Origin of the sequence: Vibrio sp. 1CM23M (assembly GCF_023161755.1) — a bacterium.
GTDB classification, from domain to species: Bacteria; Pseudomonadota; Gammaproteobacteria; order Enterobacterales; family Vibrionaceae; genus Vibrio; species Vibrio coralliirubri.
In genome coordinates this window covers 796,154-819,842 of record NZ_JALNTR010000002.1, presented here as the reverse complement: position 1 = coordinate 819,842, position 23,689 = coordinate 796,154, and the positions used below count along the sequence as shown (strand labels likewise).

Sequence of the window (23,689 nt, the reverse complement as noted above, 5' to 3'; positions counted from 1 at the left end):
CATTGGCTCCCGTTTTTTTGTTTTAAATACTTAATTTTTATCGAAAAATAAAAGTTATGCATTCACTAAAGTTATCCGTTTGCTAGCCGATATATTTATTGGTTAGGGCTGTTCAGTCCGTATTTAATTTAGGTAGGTGTTGTGTGAAATTGTCAGTGAGAAAGAAACTGTATGCCGGTTTTGGCTCTATATTGGCGGTGCTTGTCACGTTAGTCAGTATTGTATGGATAGAGGTTATTGGCGCTCATAAAAGTGCTGATGAGATCAGAATGGACGATGTACCGGGCACTGTTACCTATCTTGTTCTGATAGATGAAGCTGGAGATGTCTACCGAGATGCGTTGGGTGCGATCATTCAGGTTGATAACGCGCTGAACGATTATCGAACCAATAAGAACGAATTTGCTCAAGCTATCGAGCAGGCTAAGCGTTTGGAGAGTAGAGGTTCGGAAGACCACCGCCGTATTCAGCGAATTGAAGACTTGATGGGGCGTTTCACTCAAGAGTTTGAATCAAAGCTTGTACCGAATATCAATGATGAAGCTGCGCTACTAGCCAATATTCAACAGCTACGATCTTTGTATGAGAGCAATCTTATCCCTATTGAGAACTTGCTGGATCAAGCATCAGCAAGTGAGCGTGCAGATACAGAACAGTCACTACTGACACTAACCGATACGTTTACCACCATCGAACGTACCATCATGGTGTTGTCTGCTATTGCGATTGTCTTTGGTTGTGTGATTGCGTATCTATTGTCTAGCTCTATTACCAATCGCCTGACTCGTGTTGAACAAGTAGCACGACGTGTAGCGAATGGTGACCTAACGGCAGGCGACATTATTGATGATTCTGGTGATGAACTGGCTGAACTGGCTAAGTCGATTAACCAGATGCAGAAATCGCTAGTAGACCTACTAGGTTCTATCTCGTCTGTGACTCACCAAGTCCAATCTGTGACAGGAGAGCTCTCTTCTATCAGCCAAGACATCGTAACAGGCGCATCAGCTCAAGCAGACAAAGCAAACTTGATTGCAACGGCTGCTGAAGAGCTAAGCTTGACCATTTCTGAAGTGGCGCAGCAAGGTACTTCGACTTATGAAGAAGCACGTCGCTCTGAAACTTCTGCAGAAGATGGCCGCAACGTGATTGTTGAGATGGTGGCAAGTATTCAACAAGTGTCGACTCAAATGAGTGACATGTCGCTACAAATGAACACGCTGGGTTCGCATGGTGAACAGATAGGTAGCGTTATTAAAGTCATCGAAGACATTGCTGAGCAAACCAACCTGTTAGCTTTGAATGCTGCAATTGAAGCGGCACGTGCGGGCGAATTTGGCCGTGGTTTTGCTGTGGTAGCCGATGAAGTGCGAGCGTTAGCAGAAAGAACAACCAAAGCGACACAAGAAGTCTCGGGCATCATTCAATCGATTCAATCGGGCACTCAAGAAGCGGTGACTTACACTCAAGACAACTGTCGTTTAGTTGAGATTGGTGTCGAGCAAAGTTCAGGCGCTGTTTCGGCTCTAGAGGCGATTGTAAGCGGTGCGGGCAATGTACAAAGCATGGTTAACTCTATCGCGACTGCGGCAGAAGAACAGACAGCGGTGACCAAAGAAATTGCAGCGGATATTACCGCGATTAGCGATATCTCTGAGCAATCTCTGCAGCTAGCAACTCGCAGCTCTGAAAATACATCAGGCTTGAACGCTAAGGTTGCTGAGCTAGAAGCATTAGTGGGTAAGTTTAAACTGGTGTAAAGCGGTGGTTTGGTTCTATTTGCCTATTGGTAATCGAGTAAAGACCAAGCACTGATTGCTACTTGCTGAAAAGAAGCCCAACGATTCAATGTTTATTGAGTGAGTTGGGCTTTTTCGTAGCTGGAATCTGGATTCAGACGCGGTATACTCCACGTTCTACAATGGAGCTAGCCTTTACATGTTCGATATTCTTCTGAACCACTCTGATTTTTTACTTATCAATAAGCATCCTGGAGTCAGCGTCCACAAAGACGATGGCGATACCATGTTGCTTCAAGAAGTTGCTAAGGCAATTAATGAGCCTAAGCTGTATCTCGTTCATCGACTTGATAAAATGACCTCGGGCATTCTACTGCTGGCAAAAAATGCGTCGGCAGCGAGCGAGCTTTCACAGCTATTTGCAAAGCGTGAAGTAGAGAAATACTACCTTGCGATCGGTTCTAAGAAGCCAAAGAAAAAGCAAGGTTTGATCTCAGGAGACATGGAGCGCTCACGACGCTCAAGTTGGAAACTTCTGACATCCAAAGAGAACCCTGCGATTACTCAGTTTTTATCAGCAACGGCTGAACTCGGTGAGCGTCTGCTGTTATGCAAACCCTATACGGGGCGAACTCACCAGATCCGTGTCGCGATGAAATCGATCGGCTCAGCCATTGTTGGTGACCCTATTTATAATCCATCGAGTGAGGCTGACAGAGGTTATCTGCATGCCTTCGCGATTCGATTTGCCTATCAATCACAAGCCTACGAATATGTCTGCGATCCAAGAAGTTTAAACTCCTTGGGTGAGAAGTGGCATCAGGAAACCGTGTCGAACGGTTTGGACAGTTGGCTTGAACCTTGGTCATTAACTTGGCCAAAGCTAAACACTAAGTGAGTGAAATAATGGAAGCATCAGCTTTACCTCTGTTTTTTAGTCATATTGAACAGCAACTTAATGAAGTACCAAACGAACTACGCCGTATTTTCCACGGCCGCGGTAAGTTTTGGCCTGGTCTAGAGCAACTGACATGTGACTGGGTTGATGGACAGCTACTGGTTAACGTGTTTAAAGAAGTAGACGACGAATTCTTGTCATCTCTAAAAGCTGGATTGGTTGAACTCACCAACAAAGATATCTGGCAATCAAAGCAGGGCACAAGCATTGTTCTGCAACACCGTTATGCCGATGGCGCGCCTTCAGAGGTTCTATGGGGTGAGTTGAATGACTCACCGGTTGTGATTGAGCACGGTCTTAAGTACCAATTAGACATTGGCCGTAATCAGAACTTTGGTCTGTTCCTAGACATGCGCAATGGTCGTCAGTGGGTACAAGATAATGCCAAGGATAAGAACGTTCTTAACCTGTTCGCATACACTTGTGGTTTCTCTGTCGCGGCTATCGCTGGTGGCGCTCGTCAATGCATGAACGTGGACATGTCACGTGGCTCGCTAAACAAAGGCCGCGATAACCACCGTCTGAATGATCACGATATGCGCTCGGTTAACTTCCTTGGCTACGATATCTTTAAGTCGTGGGGAAAAATCAAGAAGGGCGGCCCTTACGAGCTCGTTATCATCGATCCGCCTTCGTTCCAAAAAGGCAGCTTTGCTTTAACTAAAGATTACAAAAAGATCTTACGTCGTTTGCCTGAGCTTCTAACAGAAGGCGGTGAAGTGATTGCGTGTGTGAACTCACCAGCAGTATCACCAAACTTCCTGATTGAGACGATGTCAGAAGAAGCACCAAGCGTTGAATTCATTGAGCGTCTGGACAACCCGCCTGAGTTTGTCGATGTCGACCTTGATTCAAGCTTGAAGGTGTTGAGATTTAAAATTAGCGCTTCTGCAGATGCCTAATTAGGTTTAAGTATCCGCTAGAATATAAAAACGCCGCTCATGTTGAGCGGCGTTTTAGTTTGAAAGGAACCTGAAACGAATACTAGGTGGTTTGATTCTTGAGTGTCTGGAACCCAAAATAGATACGCATGAAAGTCGTTAGCCAACAAGCTGCACCAAAGGTGTAAGCGATAACTGCAAAGTGTTGAGGCCAAATACAGAAAGCAATGAAACAAGCGATGGTTTCAGTGCCTTCGGTTAGCCCTGACATGTAGTACAGAGACTTATGCTTATAGACTGGGTTTTCGATGCCTCGCTTGCCGGCCATAACCGCAAACGCTAAAAAGCTGCTGCCTGTGCCGATAAAAGAGAAGATCAAAAATGCACCGGCGATGGCGTTGTGTTCTGGGTTGGCAATGACAAATCCAAAAGGGATCAGCGAGTAGAATAGGAAATCTAGGCTGATATCGAGGAAACCGCCCGCATCACTAATGCCTTGGATTCGAGCCAAGGCTCCATCAAGCCCATCACATACTCTATTAAACACAATGAAGCCTAACGCCCACTCATATTGTTGAAATGCCAACGCTGGAAATGCTAAACACCCAACCAGAAATCCGAATAACGTGGTTTGATTGGCCGTGATACCCAATTGGTTCAGTAACTTAGCAGACTGATTTAATGGCCACTTAATGACCTTGATGGAGTACTTATCCAGCATGGTTACTTCTCCATGGCCAAGACAGTACTTCTGCCCCTTGAGGTACATCGGCTTCGTCGTGCGTGACCATTAATGTGGGAATATTCGCTTTGGTCAGCTGTTCGAAGACCCAATCGCGAAATTGTGCTCTTAACTCTTGGTCCAGTTTGCTGAACGGTTCGTCAAGCAGGGCGAGTTTAGGCTTGGCTAACAACATACGAGTTAAGCTTATTCTTGCGCGTTGACCGCCAGATATTTGATCCGGGAAAGATTCAGCTAAGTGAGTTAGCTCTATGTCTTTTAGTGCAGCCATTGCTTGCTGTTGGCGAGCGGAACCTTTAACAGAGTTCGGTAACGAAAAGGCCAAGTTTTCCCATACTTTGAGGTGCGGAAACAACAAGTCATCTTGAAACAAAATACCGACTTCACGCTGATGTGATGGAAGCTCGTCGAGCTGAATATCGTTCAACACAACGGTGCCAGAATACGAAAACTCTTCACTTAAGTGACCAGCAATCGCATCCAGTAAGGTCGACTTTCCGCAGCCACTCGGCCCCATCAAAGCCAGTATTTGGCCAGATTCTAATGTTACGTTTAGCGCTGAGAACAGCGAATCCCCATCGGTTTTACGGATGGCGAGGTCGTTGAGGTACAGACTCATTACTTAGGAGACCTTTAAAAGTAAGACGGCGATATCTAAGTTGAAGTCGGCTGACTAATATCGCTAAAGAGAAAAAGAACAGAGGCAATAGGGCCTGCCAAATGGCATAGATTGCTGTTACCCTGCGGTCGAAACCACTGGTTAGGGCAACGGCTTCTGTGGTGATCGTGCTAATGCGGCCTGCGCCGAGCATCAATGTTGGCAAGTACTGAGCCAAACTCACGCTGATCCCGACCGCCCAAGCAAAGGCGATAGCAGGAAGCAAGATTGGCAGTTTGATTGAATACCAACTCTGAAATGGCGATTTACCTAGGCTCAGCGAGGCTTTAATCAACCCATCATTAAAGCTTTTCCACGGGCCATCCAAAGACAGATACACAAACGGGAAAGCAAAGAAAACATGCGCCCAAATCACCCAGAACTCATAGGCACTACTGCCGATGTAGAGGGTCGTGACCTGCATACCAAACAACACTGAGAGCTGTGGTATCAACATTGGAATAGCGATAATGAAGCCCGGAACTTGCCACTTGTATTTGATTCTGTATTCGTGAGCAACCAGCGCAAGCAACAAAGCGACTGAAGCCGCAATCAGACCAATCCATAAGCTTTGACCAACGGTGCTCATGATGGCATTCCACTCGAACTCCCAGAAGCGCATGCTGTAGCGGCTCGGCAGTAAATCAGGGAAGCGCCAACGCTGAGCAACGCTCCAAATTACCATCAATGGAATGATCAGCAGTGAAAGACTAGCAAGGATTGTGAATACCGTTTTCCCCGGCAAGTTAGCCCCTGTTCTTCCTGAATACTGCCAAGTTCGAAAGTACTTAAGAACCGCCCATTCAACTAAACGCGCCAAGGCGATGATCAACGAAGCTAAACCAAATAAAACGATGGCACCAGCAGCAGATCGCGGAAGTAGGTTAAGATCAGGATCGTTGAACCATTGCCATACCAAAACGGCAAAGGTCGGAGGATTGGTTGGGCCAATGATCAGAGCAATATCGACAACCGAGACACTGTAAGCGAGTACCGCCAACATAGGGAAGCGAAGCTTAGTAAACCATTGCGGGAAAATACATTTCCACCAGATCTGAGCGCGGCTGTAACCGAGTGATGCACTGACCTTGGTGATACGTTCTACATCAATTTGCTGAAGTATCGAAATGCTCATCAGCAACAAGAAAGGTACTTCTTTGAGTGCGAGCATAATGATTAAGCCGAACGCGTATGGGTCTTTCACCAATAACGCCAATTCAGAGCTGGTAGCCGATTCGCCGAGCAAGTGATGTACGGCTCTTGCGCCAAGCCCGGTTGGGCTAAACAGAAATGCAAAGCCGATAGCGAAAGCCACATGTGGAATGGCAAGCATTGGCGATAGCGTTAACTCAATCTTTCTCCAAAACTTGTTTCCCCAAGAAGCTTGAAGAATACAAAAGGTCAGGAAGCAGGCGATATAGCTGCTTGCAATTGCTGAACCTAGACTTAAGCCAATAGAGTGCCAAGCCCCTTCCCATTGAAAGACTTGGCTAAAACCGTTGAGTGTTGGTTCCTCTAAACCTAGAGGTGGGATGAAACTCAGTGACGAAGCCACGACTCCCGCTACCCCAGGAATGGTTGGGATAATGCAAACAGCTATAACAACAAAATATAGAGCGCGTAGCATGAAGACTAGTTACCGTATCGCTTAAGCCACTCTTTCTCGAGCGCGTTTTGCCAGCTAGGGTGTGGTTCATCAACCGATTTAAATTGCTGGGTGTTTTTAGCGCTGCCAGTGAGGTACTTGCTGCTCAGAACCGAAGGATCGCCCCAAACATTGAGGTCACCTTTGCGAGACTGTGCTTCTGGGCTCAGTAAGAAGTTAATGGTCACTTGAGCACCTGCGGTTGCATTGGCATTCCAAGGAATCGCAAGGAAGTGAATGTTAGATAGAGCGCCGCTTTCTAGAGCATAAGCCTTAGTGGTTTCGGCTAAGCGACCACTGGCTTGTGCTGAATAAACAGAGTTTGGATTGAACGTAATCGCGAGATCGATCTGTCCGTCATCCAGAAGTTGGATGCTTTCCGATGTGCCTGCTGGGAATTGTTTGCCACCGCGCCACGCCACTTTATGGAATTTATCTAAGTAAGCCCAAAGTGGTGCCGTCACTTCTTGGAAGTTGTCTTCTGAAACCGGCTGAGCCAGCGCAGGGTTATTGTTTGTTAGTTCAATCAGTAGTGATTTAATGAAGCTCGTGCCATGAAATTCTGGTGGGCGAGGATAGCTTAAGCGGTTCGGGAAAGCCTGAGCGTAGCTCAACATCTCAGAGAACGATTGTGGTGGATTATGCAGTGTTTCTTGGTCGTGAATGAACACCAGTTGTCCCACGCCCCACGGTGCTTCTAAGCCTTCCGTAGGCTCTGAGAAGTCAACATCAATTGGCAGAGACTTATCGACATACTGCCAATTTGGAAGTGATTCTGTAAATGGCCCAAACAATAGCGCGTTGTCTTTCATCGAACGAAAGTTCTCGCCATTGATCCAGACAATATCGACGCTGCCTTCACTGTTCTTTCCTGCTGCTTTTTCAGCGAGCAGTCGAGTGGTGGTTTCCGCAATATCGGTTACTTTCACATGCTTCAACGTGACACCGTAGTCACTTTGTAATTTCTTGCCTGCCCACTGTAGGTAACGATTGATCTCTTGGCTTCCGCCCCAAGCGTGAAAGTAGACAGTTTCTCCCTCTGCCTGCTGTTCTATTTGGTTCCAGCTGTCGGTGGATGTTGCTTCATCAGCATAAATGGTTGCGCTGTATGCAACGGTTGCCATGATTCCTAACGTACTTACTATCTTGTTCATAAACTTTTCCATTTGGTAGTGAACGGGCAAGAGCATTGTATTTTCAAACTCCCTAATAGTTATTCTATCTGTTTCTGAAATAAATTCTAATTCAACAGTAAATTCAATCAATTACTTGAGAACAAGCAGGGAGTTCGCGGTTGAGTTTTGTTCGATATGTAATCATCTCGAAAACTCGACAGACTCTAGGCTTTTGCCATCCTAGCAACAGACCGCTGAACCGTTGAATTTATTGCATCTAAATGAGAGATTTTTGAGGTTTATTGGAGGTTGGTACGAAAAGTCGGCGATGAGCGTCAATTTTGAAGAAGTAGTGTGGGCAAGCAGGCAATAAAAAAGGAGCCATCAGGCTCCTTTAATCAATATTTGGTTTCGATGACGGATTAGTTTACCCAGTCACGAATGGTGTACGTTAGCGTGTGTACATCGTTTTTCAGTACTAGTGTATCGTTTGTTAGCGTTACGTCGCTCCACTCGCTTAGAGTAGCAGAAACTGATTGTTCGATTTCCATCGCAGAGCCGTGACACATTTTCATTGTCATGCCCATTTGCTTGATACGGAATTGACCGTCTTTCAGCTCGCCTTGACCGAAGAAGTTGTTACAACCAGCCATGCCGTTTGCAGTCATCTTTTCGCCGATCTCTAGACGAGGAGCTGCTTGGTCTTCGCTTTTCACAATGTCCTTGCCATCAATTTGCGCAAGTTCCCAATTATGGTGCTGTAGATCGGTTGGTGTTACTTGCATCGCGTTGTCACCTGTTGTTGTGCATGCTGCTAGCATCATAGGTAAAGCGGCTACTGCTAGTAATTTTTTTGAACTAAACTTCATATTATAAGGCTCCAAAGGAAAGAACGAAGTTACCGAATAAGTGTAACTTGATGGGTTCAAAGTATAGTTTACAAAACACTATATGTGTCAGTATAAGGTCATAGTTTAGTATGGATTCCATGAGCTAGGCGACAAATTAATCGCTTATTTTTGAGAGAGTAAGCGTAATTTTGAATGTGTAAGGAGGCATGGTGGAGCAGTTAGAGTTTTTCCAAGTTCCAAGCCCTTGCGTTGGGGTTTGTTCAAGCGATGACAAAGGCTATTGCAATGGTTGTATGCGCAAAAGAGAAGAGCGCTTTAATTGGATGTCGATGACACCGTCAGAACAATTGCACGTGATAAAGCTGTGTCGCCAGCGCTATAGAAGAAAAATAATGAAGCAAAAAAACTTGGTTGGTAAGCAGGTCGATGAAGAGGGAAATACAAGTCCCCAAAGAGATCTTTTTGGCTAAAGAGGAAGTATTTAGATTTTATTTAACTCCGAAGTAACTATTACTTTACATAATGGTTGGGGTGTAATATTAAGGTAGGTACCTTTGTACCTGAAGGAGTGGTGTCGGTATGAATAAAAAGAACGTAAAACTCAAAAAAGAGCCAGTCAAAGCATTGGACCGAAAACCGATCGGGGCGAAAGATGCCCCTGAAGAGACTCCGCGTGATTGGCATTCGATGTCAGAAGAAGAACGAATGGAAATCCTTTCTCACCTCTCAGACATGCCTTTCCAATAACACCACTGGTTTTCTTCAGAGTCTTTCTTAAAGCTCAGTTTTCAGAAACAAAAATGTGATTAAACAAACATGTGATTCGCTTTCGTTACACCGCGATGGTACGTGCAAAATGTATCATCGGCCTCGGTGGTTTTACTGTGAATCTTAATGTTTGTGATCACTTCTACTGCCCCTGCATCGTAGCAAGCTTGTTCAGCTTTTTTAACAATATCGAGTAATTGGTTGAGTTCACCTTTCATCGTGGTTTCCATCGCACCGACTTGGAAAGGCACATCGGCAGCTTTCACAACTTCAATGGCTTTATCAACCACTTCGAAGTTGTTGCCTTCTTTAACGCGAGGTATCACTTGGAAGGCAACCATCACTTCTTTTTCTCTTTTTAACTCAGACACTTTCTGCTTACTCTAGGATAGGGAATTGTTGCAGATGATAGGTTAATGCGGAGACGAATTCTACAGCGGTTATGCTGGTTGGATTACTCTCGTTGTCCTACTTGTTACCCCAGTGGTCACTTACCCAACCACCTATGTGCTCATCAAAATGACTGCCACTGAACCTCTGGTTGCGTTCAACCGAAGTATCACAATCATCTTTATTATCTATTAGGGTTTGTATGTAGTTTGCCATCGGGTCATTGGAACGTTGACGATCTCGGCGGGTTGCCACTTCCTTAATCAGTTGTAATCGATATGTAGAGCTAGCACGTTTCATTTCAATGACCTCCTGTTGTAGACACTAATAGAAAAATCTAGTTGCCAGACATAGGGGCGTCAACGTGATTTAAGAGTATTTTTTTTGAGCAACCAAGAATCAATACGTTGGCATCATAATTCACAAAAGTGTCATTTAAGTTGGCATTTTGTCTGAGTCGATAGGTTGTGATTTTACATCTGATTGCATATAAAAAGCCCAGTACAAACTGGGCTAATCGATTTTCTATGGTTATTTTGAAGAACTGGCTATTTCGAAGAACTTGGCTTGCTCTTAAATTGCTTAGCACTTTTCTTCTTTGCGGTTCTTCGGTTAGCCATTTTGTCTTTAGGTGGACGTTTGCGAGCTGTGGCTTCAGATGCAGGTTTGTCTGTAACAGGGAAACCTTCTAATGCTTGTAGCACAAGAGGCTTATTGGTCAGAGTACGAATTGCATTCAGGTAGTCAGTTTCGCTGTGGCTAACCAGAGAGATAGCGCAACCAGTGCTTCCTGCTCTTGCTGTGCGACCAACTCGGTGTACGTAAGTTGCGGAGTGTGTAGGTAAATCAAAATTAATCACGACAGGCAGCTGATCAATATGGATGCCGCGAGCCATCACGTCGGTGGCGATAAGCACACGAGTCTCGCCATTTTTGAAACTTTCTAATGTTTGCTCTCGTTCTTCTTGGCTCTTATTTCCATGTAACGCACTCACGCTGATTTTGGCTTTATTCAATCGTTTGGTTAATGCATCGGCATTGTCTTTTGCGCCAATAAATACCAATACTTGCGGCCATGTGTGTTGATTGAGTAGGGCGATGAGCGCTTGAGCTTTACTGCCTTTGTTGACTAAGTACAGGGCTTCTTCAATAGTCGCGACCACGCTGTTTTCTTGATGTGTCGTGACTTTAACTGGGTTTAAAAGAAGCTCTTCAGCTTGCCCTACTAATTCGGGCGGAAGTGTCGCAGAGAACAGCAGTGACTGACGTTTGCTCGGTAGTGCTGCAGTAATCGCTTGAATATCTGGCCAAAAGCCCATGTCGATCAGGCGATCGGCTTCATCAAGAACCAATGATGAACACTGAGCTACATCCAGTTCACCACTTTTGATTAAAGCAAGTAAGCGGCCCGGTGTGGCGATGGCTAATTGTGGTTTAGTCGATAATTGTTGCTGTTGATCATCAGTATTCACGCCGCCCGTTAGCGTTACCAATTTGATATTGAGCGTTGTCGCGATCGGCTCTAAAGATTTGGTCACTTGAGATGCAAGTTCACGGGTTGGAACAATGATCAGTGCTTGCAGTTCATTTACATCTTGGTTGATGTTATTCAGTAAAGGTAAGCCGAATGCCAATGTTTTACCGCTGCCCGTTTGAGCCAATGCAAGTACGTCTTTCCCCGCAATAATGGTAGGAATTACCGCTTGCTGTATCTCTGTCGGCTTATTGAATTGAGATGGGAGCGCGGAAACGGTTTTTGCGTTAAGGGTTAGGCTAGCAAATGACATAAATGAACCAAGTATCAAAAGGGAGGTGGAGTCTAACAGGGCTACAAATGTTAGAGAATCAGTTTTGTATGTTAGACGATAAACACATTCATTATACGCGTGAATTATGTCTGTTAGCCATACGCGATAATTAAGCGTTTATCATATTGTAATGGGACTGAATGGACGTACAATGTCCGCCCTAAAAATGTTCATGAAATGAGATCGAAATGAGTTGGGACAGTATCTGGCTGTTTATTGTTATCGTGTTTTTTATTGCCATTATCCCGGGCCCAAATGCGCTGTTGGTATTAAGCACAGCCTTAACTCAAAGGAAGCTGTTCGCATTTGTGAACGTGTTGGGCGTGTCATGTGGTTTCTTTTTTCACGCCTTTATCTCGGCCAACGGCATAAGCCTATTATTGTCGAACACTCCCATGGCCTTTGAAGGGCTAAAGTGGGCTGGGGTTTTGTATCTTGTCTGGCTTGGGTATAACCATTTTCGTGCGGCACTGCGTGCTCAAGAGGGCGTGCTCTCTGTGGTCAGTGCATCGGGAAGTAAGCTTTATAACCAATTTTTCAAAGGGCTTCTCACTAATCTACTGAATCCTAAAATTGTCCTGTTTTATCTTTCTATATTCCCTCAATTTGTTTCAACAGATGCGATTGTGACAGACAGTTTGATACTCGGTGCAATTCAAGCGTCAGTGGTGTCGATGTGGTTCTTGGTTGTGATCTTAATGGCGGATACCTTTAAGCGCTTGTTAGTTCAAAAGCGCACCTCGCAAATGATGAACATTGTGTGCGGGATTCTATTCGTGGGCTTCAGCATTCAGTTGGCATTGTTTCAGCTTTAGGGTGCGACGCGAAGAATTGGATCTTTAGCTACTGGCTCAGTTCATATCCGACTCAGTTCTCATTTTTAAGTGAATGCTAAGCAATCCGTGTTTCTCTGTATAAATCTCTAAAGCATTAGCTCGGAAAGTCGATATAATAATTAGCCATCAATTTGGTAAATGTGTTTATTTAGAACCAATTGAAGCTACAGTCTATTGCTTGACCGAAATAACAGAGACAGGGAGTCACTAATGCGTGAAGATTCATTCACCCAGAAACGCAAATATTACCGCTTAAAGTACCCTCAAAAGGCACGCCCGGTGATGCGAATTAAGGATGAGCTTTTTCATGTCAGTGAAGTTTCTGAAAAGGGTGTACGCCTGATGATGCGTAACATCATTCCGGTTTATCGTGGCTTTTCAATGGCTGGCACCTTGAGGTTGCATGACAATAACAGTATCGATGTTAGTGGTGCTGTATTGAGACAAGAGGGCGATGAAGTGATCGTTCAGTTATCACAAGGCCCAAGCTTCAAAGATATGGTGTCTGAACAAAGGCATATTAGGCAAAGATACCCGGTATTTTTTGCAAGCTTAAGAGTGGCTTAAAAGCGACTGACGTTAGATTCCTTAAGGCGCAAATCGCTCATTCTAAGCAGAGATTAAAAAGCCCAGCACTTTCACAAGTGCTGGGCTTTGTTCTATCTATCAAGCTAGATATATGGACAAATTAAAGAGCTTAGTGACTCTATAGCTCGTCTACTGTAGCCCAAACCGCAGCTAGCATGTCGTGACCAAACGCGACACTTCGCTCTGGAGACCAGCCGTAAAGTTCGTCAGCGTGACTGATGTGATCTTTAAATGGCATCTCGACGGTGTAAGCTAAACACTTGAACTGCTCACCAATCCAGTTTGTGCCAACTGTCATGTTCGCTTTGCCCGGTTCGTCTTTATCGTAACCAAATTCATCTTGGAACTCTGGCGTGATAGTGAGCAGTGCTTGCTTGAAGTGGTTCTCTAGCTTCGCGATGTGCTCGTTGTAAGAAGGTGTACCTTCGCTACCCGCGACAAAGTTATATGGAATCGCTTCGTCGCCATGAATATCTAGACACAGGTCAACGCCCGTTTCTAGCATACGCTCGCGAACAAGGAATACCTCTGGGCTGCGTTCCATAGAAGGTGATTGCCATTCGCGGTTCAGGTTTACGCCAATCGCGTTAGTACGTAGGTGGCCGCGGATGCTGCCATCTGGGTTCATGTTAGGAACAACGTGGAACACAACGCTGTCTAGCAGTGAACGACCTACCGTGTCCGTTTCATCAAGTAGGCGTTGAAGTAGACCTTCGATCAACCATTCAGCCATAGTCTCGCCAGGGTGTTGGCGACCAATAACCCAGATATTTTTCTTCTCTTCACTTGGCTCGCCGATAGTTAGCAAAGTGATGTCGTTGTTGTCTAGTGTGTGACCTAGAGTTTCAAGCTTGCAAGCTGGGTGCGTTTGAGCACTGTGCAGAAGATCTTGGTGACGATCGTATGAGTACGGTGCGAAGTACGCGAAGTACATTGAATCGTGTTCAGGGATGATATCGAAGCTTAATGTATCGCCATCGAACTGAGATGGGATACGGAACCACTCTTCACGGTCATACGATGCAACCACATCGTAATCTTTCCAGCCTTCAGGGTAGGCAGACGTTGCCAGTTGACCGATTTCAAAGTGGTGAGCTTGTTGAGCTTCACTTTCTAAGCGGAAGTGGAACCACTGAGAGATTTCAGTCTGGTAGTCTGCTGGGATAGTCAGTTGAATGTTTTGTGGTGAATCTGCTGAAACGACGTGAATGTTGCCGCTTTCGAAATTGCTGAAAATTTTCATTGTAGTTTTTATCTCGTAGTTGAGTTGCCGTAAGACTAGCACACTTTTTTTCGAGCAAACCACTAACTAAATCGTAATGAGATGTTATTTCAACTATCTACTTTTTAGTTCTCTATTTTGAACTGTACTTCCAACCTATCGACGTTGGCAAGTGGTACACCCACGACAGGCAGAACGCGTGTGGCGATCTAACTTGCTGCGTTGAACCTTACAATAAGCATTTTTCAGCGCTCTTCTTCCTGAGAACCAATCATCGGGTTTAGCAAGAATCAGATAACCATTAAATCGTTTAACGAGTTCGATTCTGTTTTGCTCGATGAACTTGCTATCAAACCCAATTTCAAAGTAATCAAGCGCTTGTTCGATGGAGGTGAAACTCGCTATTTTTTGCTGGAATTCTGTTTGGTTCATACCTAATTCAATGCCATAAGTTTGCAAATATTATAGGCGTGTTAATTACTCCTTATCTTGATTTTAGTGCGATTTAAGTAGGAAGGCGTGTAGTTATTCTTAGTTGAATTTTATAAATGAGATTAGCTTTATTTGTTTTATGAATATTAAACCAATTGATTGCGCAGTCATGGTTATAAGTGAGTTGTATTGAAGTCTCATTGCTCACTTTCTTTATTATCAATAAAGACAATTTATGACGTGAATCAATAGTGACTAACCCTAAAGTATTATCCTGATCGCAATTGTTACTAATTGTTGAAGATGATTTCTAAATATGTCTATTAAAAAACGATATATCGCTCTTATTGCTGCTGTCGGTATAGGTATTGGCTGGTTAACGCTGGGCGGTACTGCTGCCGTTATGCACTACACATCGAGCACTGAGTTCTGTACTTCTTGCCACACAATGCAAATCCCTTATGAAGAATATGAAGGTTCAATCCACTTCAGCAATGCAAAAGGCATTCGAGCTGAGTGTTCTGACTGTCATATTCCTTCCGACCCAATTGACTACGTAATCACCAAGATTCGTGCGTCTAAAGACATTTATCACGAGTTTGTGACTGGCAAAATTGATACCGAAGACAAATACGAAGAGCACCGTATGGCGATGGCCGAAACCGTTTGGGCTCAACTACGTGAAAGTGATTCTGCTACTTGTCGCTCTTGCCATACCTTCGATGCGATGGATAGCTACGAGCAATCTGCAGATGCGGCGAAAATGCATGAGTACGGGCAAGAGAATAATCAGACGTGTATCGACTGCCACAAAGGTGTTGCTCACTTTGCACCAGAGCCAGAGATGGACAGTGAAGCGTTCGACAACTTGATGGCATTCACTGAGAAAACAGACCCAAATGCTAACGTCGTGTACTCAGCTCAAACTATCAGTATTGGCGACCTTGGCACTATCAATCCAACGGCACGCCTAGATGTGAAAAGTGTTGAAGGTACTGAGCGCAAAATCGAGTTGCATGCTTACCAAATGAAGGGTGCAGAACAGGTGCTTTACTACGGCGAAGGTCAACGCTCAATCGTTGCGATGTTGACAGACCAAGGGCAACAGAGCCTTGAAGTTGGTGATTTTAAAACGGATGCGTACGGCAATGAATGGCGAACGGCGGTGCTAACCGCGAACGTTGATGTGCCTGTACTGGATTCACTCGAGCCAATCTGGGATTACGCTGAAGAACTCGACAACGTTTACTGCTCGACATGCCACGCAAAAATTGGCGCGAACCACTTCACCGTTAATGCTTGGGGCCCCGTTGCAAAAGGCATGGGCGAAAGAACTGACATTTCAGACCAAGATTTAGAACTTCTTACTAAATACTTCCAGAACCACGCAAAAGATGTGGCTGGCCACTAAGAAACAAAAGGGAAATAATTATGGCAGATATTACTCGTCGCGGATTCCTCAAAGGAACAAGCATGGCTGCTGGTGCGCTGGCATTTACGTCGCTAACGCCAATGACAGCGTCGGCTGCAAACAAGCGTGGTAAAGGTGTATTAACAGCGGGTCGTATGGGACCTATGCTGTGTGAAGTAAAAGATGGCAAGTTAGTGTCGACTACTAATGCACTGGCACAAACAGTGCCAAATAGTTTACAAACGACAGGTCCTGATCAGGTCCATACCAAAGCTCGTATCAAATACCCAATGGTACGTAAAGGCTTCCTAGATAACCCATCCGATCCAACAGGAACTCGTGGCGGAGATGAATACGTTCGAGTGTCTTGGGATGAAGCCTATAAGCTGATCCACGAACAACACATGCGTATTCGTAAAGAGAATGGCCCTGAATCTGTATTCGCGGGTTCTTACGGTTGGCGTTCAAGTGGTGTATTGCACAAAGCACAAACGCTACTACAACGTTACATGAGCTTGGCTGGTGGTTACTCAGGTCACTTAGGTGACTACTCAACTGGAGCTGCTCAAGTGATCATGCCGCACGTAATGGGATCGATCGAAGTTTATGAACAACAAACCACTCACCCTGTGTTACTAGAGAGCTCAGACGTTGTTGTGTTGTGGGGTATGAACCCAATGAACACGCTTAAGATTGCATGGAGTTCAACCGACTGTTCAGGCCTAGAGTTCTTTCATAAACTTAAGAAGTCTGGCAAGACAATCATCGCTATCGACCCAATGCGCTCAGAAACGATCGATTTCTTTGGTGACGCAGTTCAGTGGATTGCACCGCGCCCAATGACCGATGTCGCAATGATGATGGGTATCGCACACTCTTTAGTTAAGAAGGGTAAGCACGATGTTGAATTCCTAAGTAAATACACCAGCGGTTACGACAAGTTTGAAGCGTACCTAATGGGTAAAGAAGACGGTGTTGAAAAGACGCCAGCATGGGCTGAAGAGATCACAGGCGTTCCTGCGAAACAACTTGAGCTACTTGCTGATATCTTTAGTCAGAACCGCACCATGCTTATGGCTGGTTGGGGCATTCAGCGTCAACAATACGGTGAGCAACGCCACTGGATGGTAGTGACTCTCGCAGCAATGCTTGGTCAGATTGGTCTGCCAGGCGGTGGCTTCGGTCTGTCTTATCACTATTCTAATGGTGGTAACCCAACACGCGATGCTGGTGTATTACCTGCAATTTCAGCTTCAATCGGCGGCGGTTCTTCTGCTGGTAATGACTGGGCAGTTTCAGGCGCGGTGAACAGCTTCCCTGTTGCTCGTATTACGGAAGCATTGGAAAATCCAGGCAAAAAATACATGCATAACGGCCATGAACTGACATTCCCAGATCTGAAAATGATCTGGTGGGCGGGCGGTGGTAACTTCACTCATCACCAAGACACCAACCGTTTGATCAAAGCGTGGCAAAAACCTGAACTTGTGGTTATCTCTGAAATCTACTGGACAGCCGCTGCTAAGCACGCGGATATTGTTCTGCCAATTACTACATCGTTTGAACGTAATGATATGACGATGACAGGTGACTACAGTAATCAACACTTAGTGCCAATGAAGAAAGCGGTTGAACCTCAAGGTGAAGCGCGTAATGACTTCGATGTATTTGCAGACATGTCTGAGATGATCAAAGCGGGTGGCCGTGATGTCTTCACTGAAGGCAAAGACGAAATGGCATGGTTGAAAGGCTTCTACGATGCGGCACAAAAAGCAGGTAAATCTGCACGTGTTCGTATGCCTAAATTTGGTAAGTTCTGGGATGATAACCAGCTTATTGAAATGAAGTACAACAAGAAGGCGGCACAGTTTGTTCGTCATGCTGACTTCCGTAAGGATCCAGTGATGAACCCGCTAGGTACGCCAAGTGGTAAAATTGAGATCTTCTCTAAAACCATTGAAGGTTACAAGCTTGCTGATTGCCCTGCTCACCCAACATGGATTGAGCCTACTGAGTTCTTCGGTAAAGCGAAAAGTGATGAACTTCAGTTGATGACAGCGCACGCTGCGCACCGTCTACACAGTCAATTTAACTACGCGAAGATCCGTGAAGAGTATGCGATCGGTAACCGTGAGCCTATCTCAATTAACGTAGAAGACGCGAAAGCACGTGGCATCAAAACGGGTGACTTGGTTCGTGCATACAACGATCGTGGACAAGTACTGGTTGGTGCATTAGTGACTGATGGCATCAAACAAGGCGCTGTATGTATCCATGAAGGCGGTTGGCCTGATTTAGATAAAGATACAGGTCTATGTAAAAACGGTGGCTGTAACGTGCTTACGTTGGATATCCCGACTTCTCGTTTGGCGAATGGCTGTGCTGCAAACTCTGCGCTTGTGAAGATTGAAAAATACACAGGTCCAGTATTAGAACTCACGGCATTTGATCCACCTAAAAACGGCTAATCTTTAACAAGAAATAGCTCACTGAACGAAGCCAGCCTAATCGCTGGCTTTTTTTGATCCTTTTCTTGCGATGAAGACTATTACTCAGTGTCGGCTAGACAATCCATAATAATCAATGACATCTAAGCGAGAAATAAGATCATGAATCGAATCAATCCAAAGAAACTACTTCGCAGTAAATGGACGGCCGTTAGCCCTGTAAAGAAAGAAAAACACTTTATGGTCACAGAGGTCGAGTTTGAAGAAGGGGAGGTCATTCGTTGTTTGATAGAAGCGGTGATGACCAAACGTGAGGAAGACATCAACTGGCGGGATCTCACCGACAAGGATCATTGGCTTCCCGGTTGGAAATAAGGATAGGAAGCAGGGAGCAGTCGGTCACCTCTACTTATTTCTAATTACCCGCTGCCGCACGCCCTTGCCAGTATTTAAGGCCTTCTAAGACACCCTCAGCATGTGTTGCTCTACTCGTGTATACGTTGTCTCTATCCGATAGGTGAGCAACCTCTGGGTAATGGTTAGCAACCAGTATCGAGTTTACTCCTTCAATGGTGAGCATTGAGGTGTCGTTAGCTGAATCACCTGCGACGCACACTTCCGCAACGCTCAAATCGTGTTGTTCGAGTAGGTGGTGAATCGCAGTCGCCTTGTTAACGCCTTTTGGTGTGATATCTAAGTACCAATCATGAGAGTAAGTCAGGTGAACATCTAAACCGTGCATCTCCAAACGAGATTCAATCAGTTCGTGTTGAGGCTCTGAAAGCTTTCCTTCAAAGGTGATCTTGTAATCGCCTTGATGGTTTTCTATACGTTCACCCATAAAATCAAGGGGCGCGAGAGCCGTCTCTACCCTTGATTTGTTCCACGACGCTTCTAATTGATTGTGCCAAACATGATCGGGTTTTTGGGAGTGATCGTGATGAATTCTAGTGCCAACATCACTGATAATGCTGTGTGGTTTCGGGTAGTTATCAGACGCCAACCCAACACGAATTGACGGCAGAGTTCTTCCTGTCGCAATGATAAAACGAATATCAGGTTGTTCTGTGAGGTAATCAAATAGCTGGTTAACACCGTGAGATGAGCCTCCATCAAGCGTACCGTCAAAGTCACACACCAACATTTTTATCATTCGAATTCCTTGTCTTTTTCTCTATTTCGTCACGGGAAAATGCGTATTTCTTTTATAAAGAATGGCTCAGCAATGAGCACTCTACAAGTTGAAGTCCAGCTTAGATAATCACCAATTAAGAGTTTGCAGCAAGTATCACATTTGGTGTGATGTATTAAAATTCTTGGTCTAAAAGGTTGATTTCAACTCGCTGACTTTAGCCGGTTGACCTTTGGTTTTTAGGTAGAGATTGAGAGCTGATCTTATCTTTTCTACCGAGCGAACTTTCGCCTCGGAAACATCATGAAAGCTTAATAAATAGTTCGCCTTCGAATTATTTGTGCACGAACTAATTGCGGCTTTTGTTGGTTCATTCAGCCTATTAATTGCTCTAATGTAAAATTAATATTCAATAATCTACGACTAAGTAACACATAATATTGATCGTGCATCCGTCTAATTTATCCCTTTATTTATCAGTAGTTTGTTATGTTTTTGCTTGTTTTTTGTTCTTGTTGTTACTTGTCTGGTTTCGGTCTGTCGCCTTGTTTTACCGAACGAAGCTCCTTGATTTACATGTGCTAATTACTTAGAGTGCTAATTGTTTTTCGGGTTTAAATAACCATTTTTAAGTTTAAATAACTGAGAAAGGATTAGATTACATGGATCCCATACTGGAAGTTAAGGGACTGTACAAGGTGTTTGGTGAAGACACCGACCGTGCTTTTACAATGATTAATGAAGGCGCAAATAAAGATAAAGTATTCGAAGAAACAGGACTAACGATCGGCGTTAACGATGTTTCTCTTAGTATTCAAGAAGGCGAGATTTTCGTCATAATGGGACTGTCAGGATCTGGCAAATCGACCCTAGTACGCCTTCTTAACCGCTTGATCGAACCTACCAAAGGCAATGTGCTTCTTCGAGGCAAAGACATTGCCCACATCTCAGAAGATGAACTCCGCGAAGTCCGCCGCAACAACATCTCCATGGTTTTTCAAAATTTCGCTTTGATGCCGCATATGACGGTCATCGAGAATGCCGCATTTGGTCTAGAGCTTGCGGGTGTTGAAGTTGAGCAACGAAAGCAGTCAGCACTTGAAGCACTTGAACGTGTTGGCCTTGGCGCATATTCAGAATCTTACCCAGATGAACTATCTGGTGGTATGAAGCAGCGTGTTGGTTTGGCTCGTGCACTAGCATGTGACCCAGATATCTTGTTGATGGATGAAGCGTTCTCGGCGCTCGATCCTTTGATTCGTACAGAAATGCAAGATGAGCTTATTCGCCTTCAAAATGACGATAAACGAACCATTGTTTTTATCTCGCATGATTTGGATGAAGCAATGCGTATCGGTGACCGAATTGCGATTATGCAAAATGGCGAAGTGGTTCAAGTCGGTACTCCAGACGATATTCTTAATAACCCAGCGAACGATTATGTCGAAGCTTTCTTCCGCGGTGTGAACGTAGCAAGCGTACTTACTGTGAAAGACATTGCGCGTAAGAAGCCAGCTGCGGTATTTAAAAAATCAGAACACGATGGCCCAGCGTCAGCTCTGCAAATTTTGATGGATAACGACCGCGAGTACGGCATCGTAGTTGAGAAGAGCAGCCGTTACTCCGGCATTGTCTCTATCGACTCGCTTCGTAAAGCTCACAAAGAGAACAAATCACTCGTCAGCGCGCAGCTCGATGATGGATTAACGCTGAACCCTGATTTACCAATCAATGATGTGCTTGGCCTAGTTGGTGGTGTTCCTTACTCAGTGCCTGTTGTGGATGAGCAAGGTAATTACTTTGGCGTGGTGACTAAGTCACGACTGTTACAAACATTGGATAAGGGGTAGATCATGTCGTCTGAACAAACAAATAATGACCCATGGTCTCAATCGGCTCCTGCAGCTCAACCTGCAAGTGATCCTTGGGGTCAAGCCGCTGATACCTCACCGTCAGCGGATTGGTTAAGCAGCGAAACCGTTGAAACGACACCTTTTGATCCACTAAACCCTTTTGCAGAGGCTGTGCTGCCTGTCGACACTTGGGTTGAGTCTGGACTGAATTGGTTAGTTGAGCACGGACGACCATTATTCCAAGCGATCCGTGTGCCTATCGATTTTATTCTAAGTTCATTTGAAACGGCGTTGGTGTCTACGCCAGCACCATTCATGTTGATCATCTTGTTTCTTGTGGCGTGGCAGTTTTCAAACTTGAAGCTTGGCGTTGCAACGGCCGTATCTTTGACTTTCATCGGCTTGATTGGCGCTTGGTCTGAAGCAATGACCACATTGTCACTGGTCATGACATCCGTATTCTTCTGTCTGTTGATTGGCTTACCCATGGGGATATGGCTCGCCCGAAGTAACACGGCGGCTAAATTCGTGCGCCCAATTTTGGATGCTATGCAAACCACACCAGCCTTCGTTTACTTAGTACCGATCGTAATGTTGTTTGGTATCGGTAACGTTCCGGGTGTCGTGGTGACCATCATATTCGCACTTCCTCCTGTTGTACGTTTGACCATCTTGGGTATTCAGCAGGTACCGGAAGAATTGATCGAAGCGGGTCACTCATTCGGTGCAAGTAAAAAGCAGATGCTTTACCGAATTCAACTGCCACTTGCATTGCCAACCATCATGGCAGGCGTGAACCAAACACTGATGTTGTCGTTATCGATGGTAGTTATCGCATCAATGATTGCGGTAGGTGGTTTAGGTCAAATGGTACTGAGAGGTATTGGCCGTTTGGATATGGGACTGGCCGCTGTTGGTGGTTTAGGCATCGTTATCTTAGCCATCTTATTAGACCGAATCACCCAAGTACTGGGTGTCAACGCTGGTAATACAAAATTACGCTGGTATCGCATGGGACCTGTTTCCCTTGTACTGAATGTACTTAATCGCGGTAACAAATCAGAACTTCAATTAAGGAAAAACACCAATGAATAATTCATGGAAGAGTAAACTCGCAGTAAGCATCGTTTCTACATTAGCGGTATCGACTAACGTGTGGGCAGCAAGCCTACCGGGTGAGGGCGTATCAGTTCAGCCTGTTCAATCGTCTGTAGCGGAAGAGACGTTCCAAACATTGATCGTTAACCGTGCTCTAGAAGAACTGGGTTATGACGTGAAATCAACTCAAGAAGTGGATTACAACGTAGGTTACACTTCAATTGCAAAGGGTGATGCAACGTTCCTAACAGTAGGTTGGTTCCCGCTTCATGCTGACAAATACACAATGGCTGGTGGTGATGAGAAATTCTACCGTGAAGGACAATATGTAAGCGGCGCTGCTCAAGGTTACCTAATTGATAAGAAAACGGCTGAAAAGTACAACATCACCAACATTGGTCAATTAACTGATCCAAAAATCGCGAAGCTGTTTGATGCGGACGGTGATGGCAAAGCAGACCTAACAGGCTGTAACCCAGGTTGGGGTTGTGAGATGGTGATTGAACACCAACTTTCAGCGTTCAAACTGGACGATACGGTAACTCACAACCAAGGTAACTACGCTGCAATCATTGCAGATACGATTTCTCGTTACCAAAAAGGTGAATCAATCCTTTACTACACGTGGACACCTTACTGGGTAAGTGGCGTATTGGTGCCTAACGAAGATGTAGTTTGGTTAGAAGTTCCTTTCTCAGCACTTCCTGGCGAGCGTTCGAACGTGGATACTACGTTATCTAACGGTAAAAACTACGGCTTCGAAATGAACTCAATGCGCATTATTGCGAATAAAGAGTTTGCTAAGAACAACCCATCAGCAGCGAAGCTTTTCGAAATCATCAAACTTAACATCAATGATGTAAGTGCTCAGAACATGATGATGAGTAAAGGTAAGAACAGCTCTGCGGATATCGAAGCGCACGTAAATGGTTGGATTAAAGCGAACCAAAGCACGTTCGATGGTTGGATTACAGAAGCGAAGAAAGCAGCACTGTAACGTTGACTTGTATTTGCTCTGTCTGACTAGACATTTTGATTTGAAATGATGAGCGTGTTGAGTGATTGTATAGAGTCACTGAATCACCTTCAAATCAAGTGATTAAGCGACAGAGTCA

At 44.9% G+C, this 23,689-nt stretch carries 24 protein-coding genes; 13 read left to right on the top strand and 11 right to left on the bottom strand.

Going from position 1 to position 23,689, the window contains the following annotated elements:
• Positions 1-143: 143 nt before the first annotated feature.
• The 3 genes from MSG35_RS08980 to MSG35_RS08970 all read left to right on the top strand — a co-directional run bounded on the left by MSG35_RS08980 (position 144) and on the right by MSG35_RS08970 (position 3,599).
• Positions 144-1,760 carry a methyl-accepting chemotaxis protein gene (locus tag MSG35_RS08980; protein ID WP_248383723.1) on the top strand — a complete coding sequence of 539 codons (1,617 nt, stop codon included), beginning with the start codon at positions 144-146 and terminating at the stop codon, positions 1,758-1,760.
• 178 nt (positions 1,761-1,938) lie between these two features.
• Entirely contained in the window at positions 1,939-2,637 is a 699-nt protein-coding gene (locus MSG35_RS08975) for a TIGR01621 family pseudouridine synthase (RefSeq protein WP_248383722.1), read from the top strand.
• Between the two features lie 8 nt (positions 2,638-2,645).
• Entirely contained in the window at positions 2,646-3,599 is a 954-nt protein-coding gene (locus tag MSG35_RS08970; protein ID WP_248383721.1) for a class I SAM-dependent methyltransferase, read from the top strand.
• An 82-nt stretch (positions 3,600-3,681) separates the two neighbouring features.
• Here the strand turns inward: MSG35_RS08970 and MSG35_RS08965 are convergent, their stop codons facing one another.
• The 5 genes from MSG35_RS08965 to MSG35_RS08945 all read right to left on the bottom strand — a co-directional run bounded on the left by MSG35_RS08965 (position 3,682) and on the right by MSG35_RS08945 (position 8,607).
• Entirely contained in the window at positions 3,682-4,299 is a 618-nt protein-coding gene (locus tag MSG35_RS08965) for a CDP-alcohol phosphatidyltransferase family protein (protein ID WP_048617663.1), read from the bottom strand.
• On the bottom strand, positions 4,289-4,939 hold the full coding sequence (locus tag MSG35_RS08960) for an ATP-binding cassette domain-containing protein (protein WP_050621884.1): 651 nt from the start codon (positions 4,937-4,939) through the stop codon (positions 4,289-4,291). Before MSG35_RS08960 ends, MSG35_RS08965 begins: the two co-directional genes overlap by 11 nt.
• A complete protein-coding gene (locus MSG35_RS08955) occupies positions 4,905-6,605 on the bottom strand; it encodes a thiamine ABC transporter permease (RefSeq protein WP_248383720.1) in 1,701 nt (566 codons plus the stop codon). The genes MSG35_RS08960 and MSG35_RS08955 overlap by 35 nt, the downstream gene beginning before the upstream one ends.
• 5 nt (positions 6,606-6,610) lie before the next feature.
• The gene (locus MSG35_RS08950; protein ID WP_017060323.1) at positions 6,611-7,777 is read right to left on the bottom strand and encodes an ABC transporter substrate-binding protein; all 1,167 of its coding nucleotides are present in this window, start codon (positions 7,775-7,777) and stop codon (positions 6,611-6,613) included.
• Positions 7,778-8,160: 383 nt separating this feature from the next.
• The gene (locus MSG35_RS08945) at positions 8,161-8,607 is read right to left on the bottom strand and encodes an META domain-containing protein (RefSeq protein WP_004734625.1); all 447 of its coding nucleotides are present in this window, start codon (positions 8,605-8,607) and stop codon (positions 8,161-8,163) included.
• Between the two features lie 188 nt (positions 8,608-8,795).
• On the opposite strand from MSG35_RS08945, the gene MSG35_RS08940 reads away from it, so the two are divergent.
• On the top strand, positions 8,796-9,059 hold the full coding sequence (locus MSG35_RS08940; protein WP_081090123.1) for a DUF1289 domain-containing protein: 264 nt from the start codon (positions 8,796-8,798) through the stop codon (positions 9,057-9,059).
• Positions 9,060-9,168: 109 nt separating this feature from the next.
• Positions 9,169-9,336, top strand: coding sequence for a hypothetical protein (locus MSG35_RS08935; protein ID WP_248383719.1), 168 nt, complete (start codon positions 9,169-9,171; stop codon positions 9,334-9,336).
• Positions 9,337-9,395: 59 nt separating this feature from the next.
• On the opposite strand, the gene MSG35_RS08930 is transcribed toward MSG35_RS08935, so the two are convergent.
• The 3 genes from MSG35_RS08930 to MSG35_RS08920 form a co-directional block, all read right to left on the bottom strand.
• Entirely contained in the window at positions 9,396-9,698 is a 303-nt protein-coding gene (locus MSG35_RS08930; RefSeq protein WP_017065764.1) for a thiamine-binding protein, read from the bottom strand.
• A gap of 127 nt (positions 9,699-9,825) precedes the next feature.
• Positions 9,826-10,047 carry a hypothetical protein gene (locus MSG35_RS08925; RefSeq protein ID WP_017057116.1) on the bottom strand — a complete coding sequence of 74 codons (222 nt, stop codon included), beginning with the start codon at positions 10,045-10,047 and terminating at the stop codon, positions 9,826-9,828.
• A 248-nt stretch (positions 10,048-10,295) separates the two neighbouring features.
• Positions 10,296-11,534 carry a DEAD/DEAH box helicase gene (locus tag MSG35_RS08920; RefSeq protein ID WP_248383718.1) on the bottom strand — a complete coding sequence of 413 codons (1,239 nt, stop codon included), beginning with the start codon at positions 11,532-11,534 and terminating at the stop codon, positions 10,296-10,298.
• Positions 11,535-11,743: 209 nt separating this feature from the next.
• Between MSG35_RS08920 and MSG35_RS08915 the strand changes: the two genes are divergently transcribed.
• Entirely contained in the window at positions 11,744-12,370 is a 627-nt protein-coding gene (locus MSG35_RS08915) for a LysE family translocator (RefSeq protein WP_048609428.1), read from the top strand.
• 231 nt (positions 12,371-12,601) lie between these two features.
• Positions 12,602-12,958, top strand: coding sequence for a hypothetical protein (locus tag MSG35_RS08910; RefSeq protein ID WP_048609429.1), 357 nt, complete (start codon positions 12,602-12,604; stop codon positions 12,956-12,958).
• A 139-nt stretch (positions 12,959-13,097) separates the two neighbouring features.
• On the opposite strand, the gene MSG35_RS08905 is transcribed toward MSG35_RS08910, so the two are convergent.
• Together MSG35_RS08905 and MSG35_RS08900 are read right to left on the bottom strand one after the other, a co-directional pair.
• The gene (locus MSG35_RS08905; protein WP_248383717.1) at positions 13,098-14,222 is read right to left on the bottom strand and encodes a M14-type cytosolic carboxypeptidase; all 1,125 of its coding nucleotides are present in this window, start codon (positions 14,220-14,222) and stop codon (positions 13,098-13,100) included.
• Between the two features lie 135 nt (positions 14,223-14,357).
• On the bottom strand, positions 14,358-14,633 hold the full coding sequence (locus MSG35_RS08900; RefSeq protein ID WP_019824239.1) for a nitrogenase-stabilizing/protective protein NifW: 276 nt from the start codon (positions 14,631-14,633) through the stop codon (positions 14,358-14,360).
• A gap of 316 nt (positions 14,634-14,949) precedes the next feature.
• Between MSG35_RS08900 and MSG35_RS08895 the strand changes: the two genes are divergently transcribed.
• From MSG35_RS08895 to MSG35_RS08885, 3 genes are all read left to right on the top strand, one after another.
• Positions 14,950-16,044, top strand: coding sequence for a NapC/NirT family cytochrome c (locus tag MSG35_RS08895; RefSeq protein WP_248383716.1), 1,095 nt, complete (start codon positions 14,950-14,952; stop codon positions 16,042-16,044).
• A 20-nt stretch (positions 16,045-16,064) separates the two neighbouring features.
• Positions 16,065-18,512, top strand: coding sequence for a molybdopterin guanine dinucleotide-containing S/N-oxide reductase (locus MSG35_RS08890; protein WP_248383715.1), 2,448 nt, complete (start codon positions 16,065-16,067; stop codon positions 18,510-18,512).
• A gap of 141 nt (positions 18,513-18,653) precedes the next feature.
• Positions 18,654-18,866 (top strand): TIGR02450 family Trp-rich protein, encoded by a 213-nt coding sequence (locus MSG35_RS08885; RefSeq protein ID WP_017068050.1) that lies wholly within the window; start codon positions 18,654-18,656, stop codon positions 18,864-18,866.
• A 40-nt stretch (positions 18,867-18,906) separates the two neighbouring features.
• On the opposite strand, the gene MSG35_RS08880 is transcribed toward MSG35_RS08885, so the two are convergent.
• Positions 18,907-19,644, bottom strand: coding sequence for an HAD-IIB family hydrolase (locus MSG35_RS08880; RefSeq protein ID WP_248383714.1), 738 nt, complete (start codon positions 19,642-19,644; stop codon positions 18,907-18,909).
• A 641-nt stretch (positions 19,645-20,285) separates the two neighbouring features.
• Here MSG35_RS08880 and proV point away from each other — a divergent pair.
• From proV to proX, 3 genes are read left to right on the top strand one after another with little or no spacing between them, the layout of a single operon-like run.
• On the top strand, positions 20,286-21,473 hold the full coding sequence (proV, locus tag MSG35_RS08875; protein ID WP_048614446.1) for a glycine betaine/L-proline ABC transporter ATP-binding protein ProV: 1,188 nt from the start codon (positions 20,286-20,288) through the stop codon (positions 21,471-21,473).
• Between the two features lie 3 nt (positions 21,474-21,476).
• Positions 21,477-22,571, top strand: a complete 1,095-nt coding sequence (proW, locus tag MSG35_RS08870; protein WP_048609436.1) for a glycine betaine/L-proline ABC transporter permease ProW — start codon at positions 21,477-21,479, stop codon at positions 22,569-22,571.
• Positions 22,564-23,571, top strand: coding sequence for a glycine betaine/L-proline ABC transporter substrate-binding protein ProX (proX, locus tag MSG35_RS08865; RefSeq protein WP_017065372.1), 1,008 nt, complete (start codon positions 22,564-22,566; stop codon positions 23,569-23,571). Before proW ends, proX begins: the two co-directional genes overlap by 8 nt.
• The last annotated feature ends 118 nt before the right edge of the window (positions 23,572-23,689 follow it).

Excerpts from the sequence above, each read along its gene's own strand:
- MSG35_RS08960 (WP_050621884.1), bottom strand. The coding sequence starts at position 4,939 with ATGAGTCTGTACCTCAACGACCTCGCCATCCGTAAAACCGATGGGGAT.
- proW (WP_048609436.1), top strand. The coding sequence starts at position 21,477 with ATGTCGTCTGAACAAACAAATAATGACCCATGGTCTCAATCGGCTCCT.
- MSG35_RS08940 (WP_081090123.1), top strand. The coding sequence starts at position 8,796 with ATGGTGGAGCAGTTAGAGTTTTTCCAAGTTCCAAGCCCTTGCGTTGGG.
- MSG35_RS08895 (WP_248383716.1), top strand. The coding sequence starts at position 14,950 with ATGTCTATTAAAAAACGATATATCGCTCTTATTGCTGCTGTCGGTATA.
- MSG35_RS08905 (WP_248383717.1), bottom strand. The coding sequence starts at position 14,222 with ATGAAAATTTTCAGCAATTTCGAAAGCGGCAACATTCACGTCGTTTCA.
- MSG35_RS08880 (WP_248383714.1), bottom strand. The coding sequence starts at position 19,644 with ATGATAAAAATGTTGGTGTGTGACTTTGACGGTACGCTTGATGGAGGC.
- MSG35_RS08965 (WP_048617663.1), bottom strand. The coding sequence starts at position 4,299 with ATGCTGGATAAGTACTCCATCAAGGTCATTAAGTGGCCATTAAATCAG.
- proX (WP_017065372.1), top strand. The coding sequence starts at position 22,564 with ATGAATAATTCATGGAAGAGTAAACTCGCAGTAAGCATCGTTTCTACA.
- MSG35_RS08885 (WP_017068050.1), top strand. The coding sequence starts at position 18,654 with ATGAATCGAATCAATCCAAAGAAACTACTTCGCAGTAAATGGACGGCC.
- MSG35_RS08910 (WP_048609429.1), top strand. The coding sequence starts at position 12,602 with ATGCGTGAAGATTCATTCACCCAGAAACGCAAATATTACCGCTTAAAG.
- MSG35_RS08950 (WP_017060323.1), bottom strand. The coding sequence starts at position 7,777 with ATGAACAAGATAGTAAGTACGTTAGGAATCATGGCAACCGTTGCATAC.
- MSG35_RS08915 (WP_048609428.1), top strand. The coding sequence starts at position 11,744 with ATGAGTTGGGACAGTATCTGGCTGTTTATTGTTATCGTGTTTTTTATT.
- MSG35_RS08975 (WP_248383722.1), top strand. The coding sequence starts at position 1,939 with ATGTTCGATATTCTTCTGAACCACTCTGATTTTTTACTTATCAATAAG.
- MSG35_RS08900 (WP_019824239.1), bottom strand. The coding sequence starts at position 14,633 with ATGAACCAAACAGAATTCCAGCAAAAAATAGCGAGTTTCACCTCCATC.
- MSG35_RS08935 (WP_248383719.1), top strand. The coding sequence starts at position 9,169 with ATGAATAAAAAGAACGTAAAACTCAAAAAAGAGCCAGTCAAAGCATTG.
- MSG35_RS08970 (WP_248383721.1), top strand. The coding sequence starts at position 2,646 with ATGGAAGCATCAGCTTTACCTCTGTTTTTTAGTCATATTGAACAGCAA.
- MSG35_RS08930 (WP_017065764.1), bottom strand. The coding sequence starts at position 9,698 with ATGGTTGCCTTCCAAGTGATACCTCGCGTTAAAGAAGGCAACAACTTC.
- MSG35_RS08890 (WP_248383715.1), top strand. The coding sequence starts at position 16,065 with ATGGCAGATATTACTCGTCGCGGATTCCTCAAAGGAACAAGCATGGCT.
- MSG35_RS08920 (WP_248383718.1), bottom strand. The coding sequence starts at position 11,534 with ATGTCATTTGCTAGCCTAACCCTTAACGCAAAAACCGTTTCCGCGCTC.
- MSG35_RS08955 (WP_248383720.1), bottom strand. The coding sequence starts at position 6,605 with ATGCTACGCGCTCTATATTTTGTTGTTATAGCTGTTTGCATTATCCCA.
- proV (WP_048614446.1), top strand. The coding sequence starts at position 20,286 with ATGGATCCCATACTGGAAGTTAAGGGACTGTACAAGGTGTTTGGTGAA.
- MSG35_RS08925 (WP_017057116.1), bottom strand. The coding sequence starts at position 10,047 with ATGAAACGTGCTAGCTCTACATATCGATTACAACTGATTAAGGAAGTG.
- MSG35_RS08945 (WP_004734625.1), bottom strand. The coding sequence starts at position 8,607 with ATGAAGTTTAGTTCAAAAAAATTACTAGCAGTAGCCGCTTTACCTATG.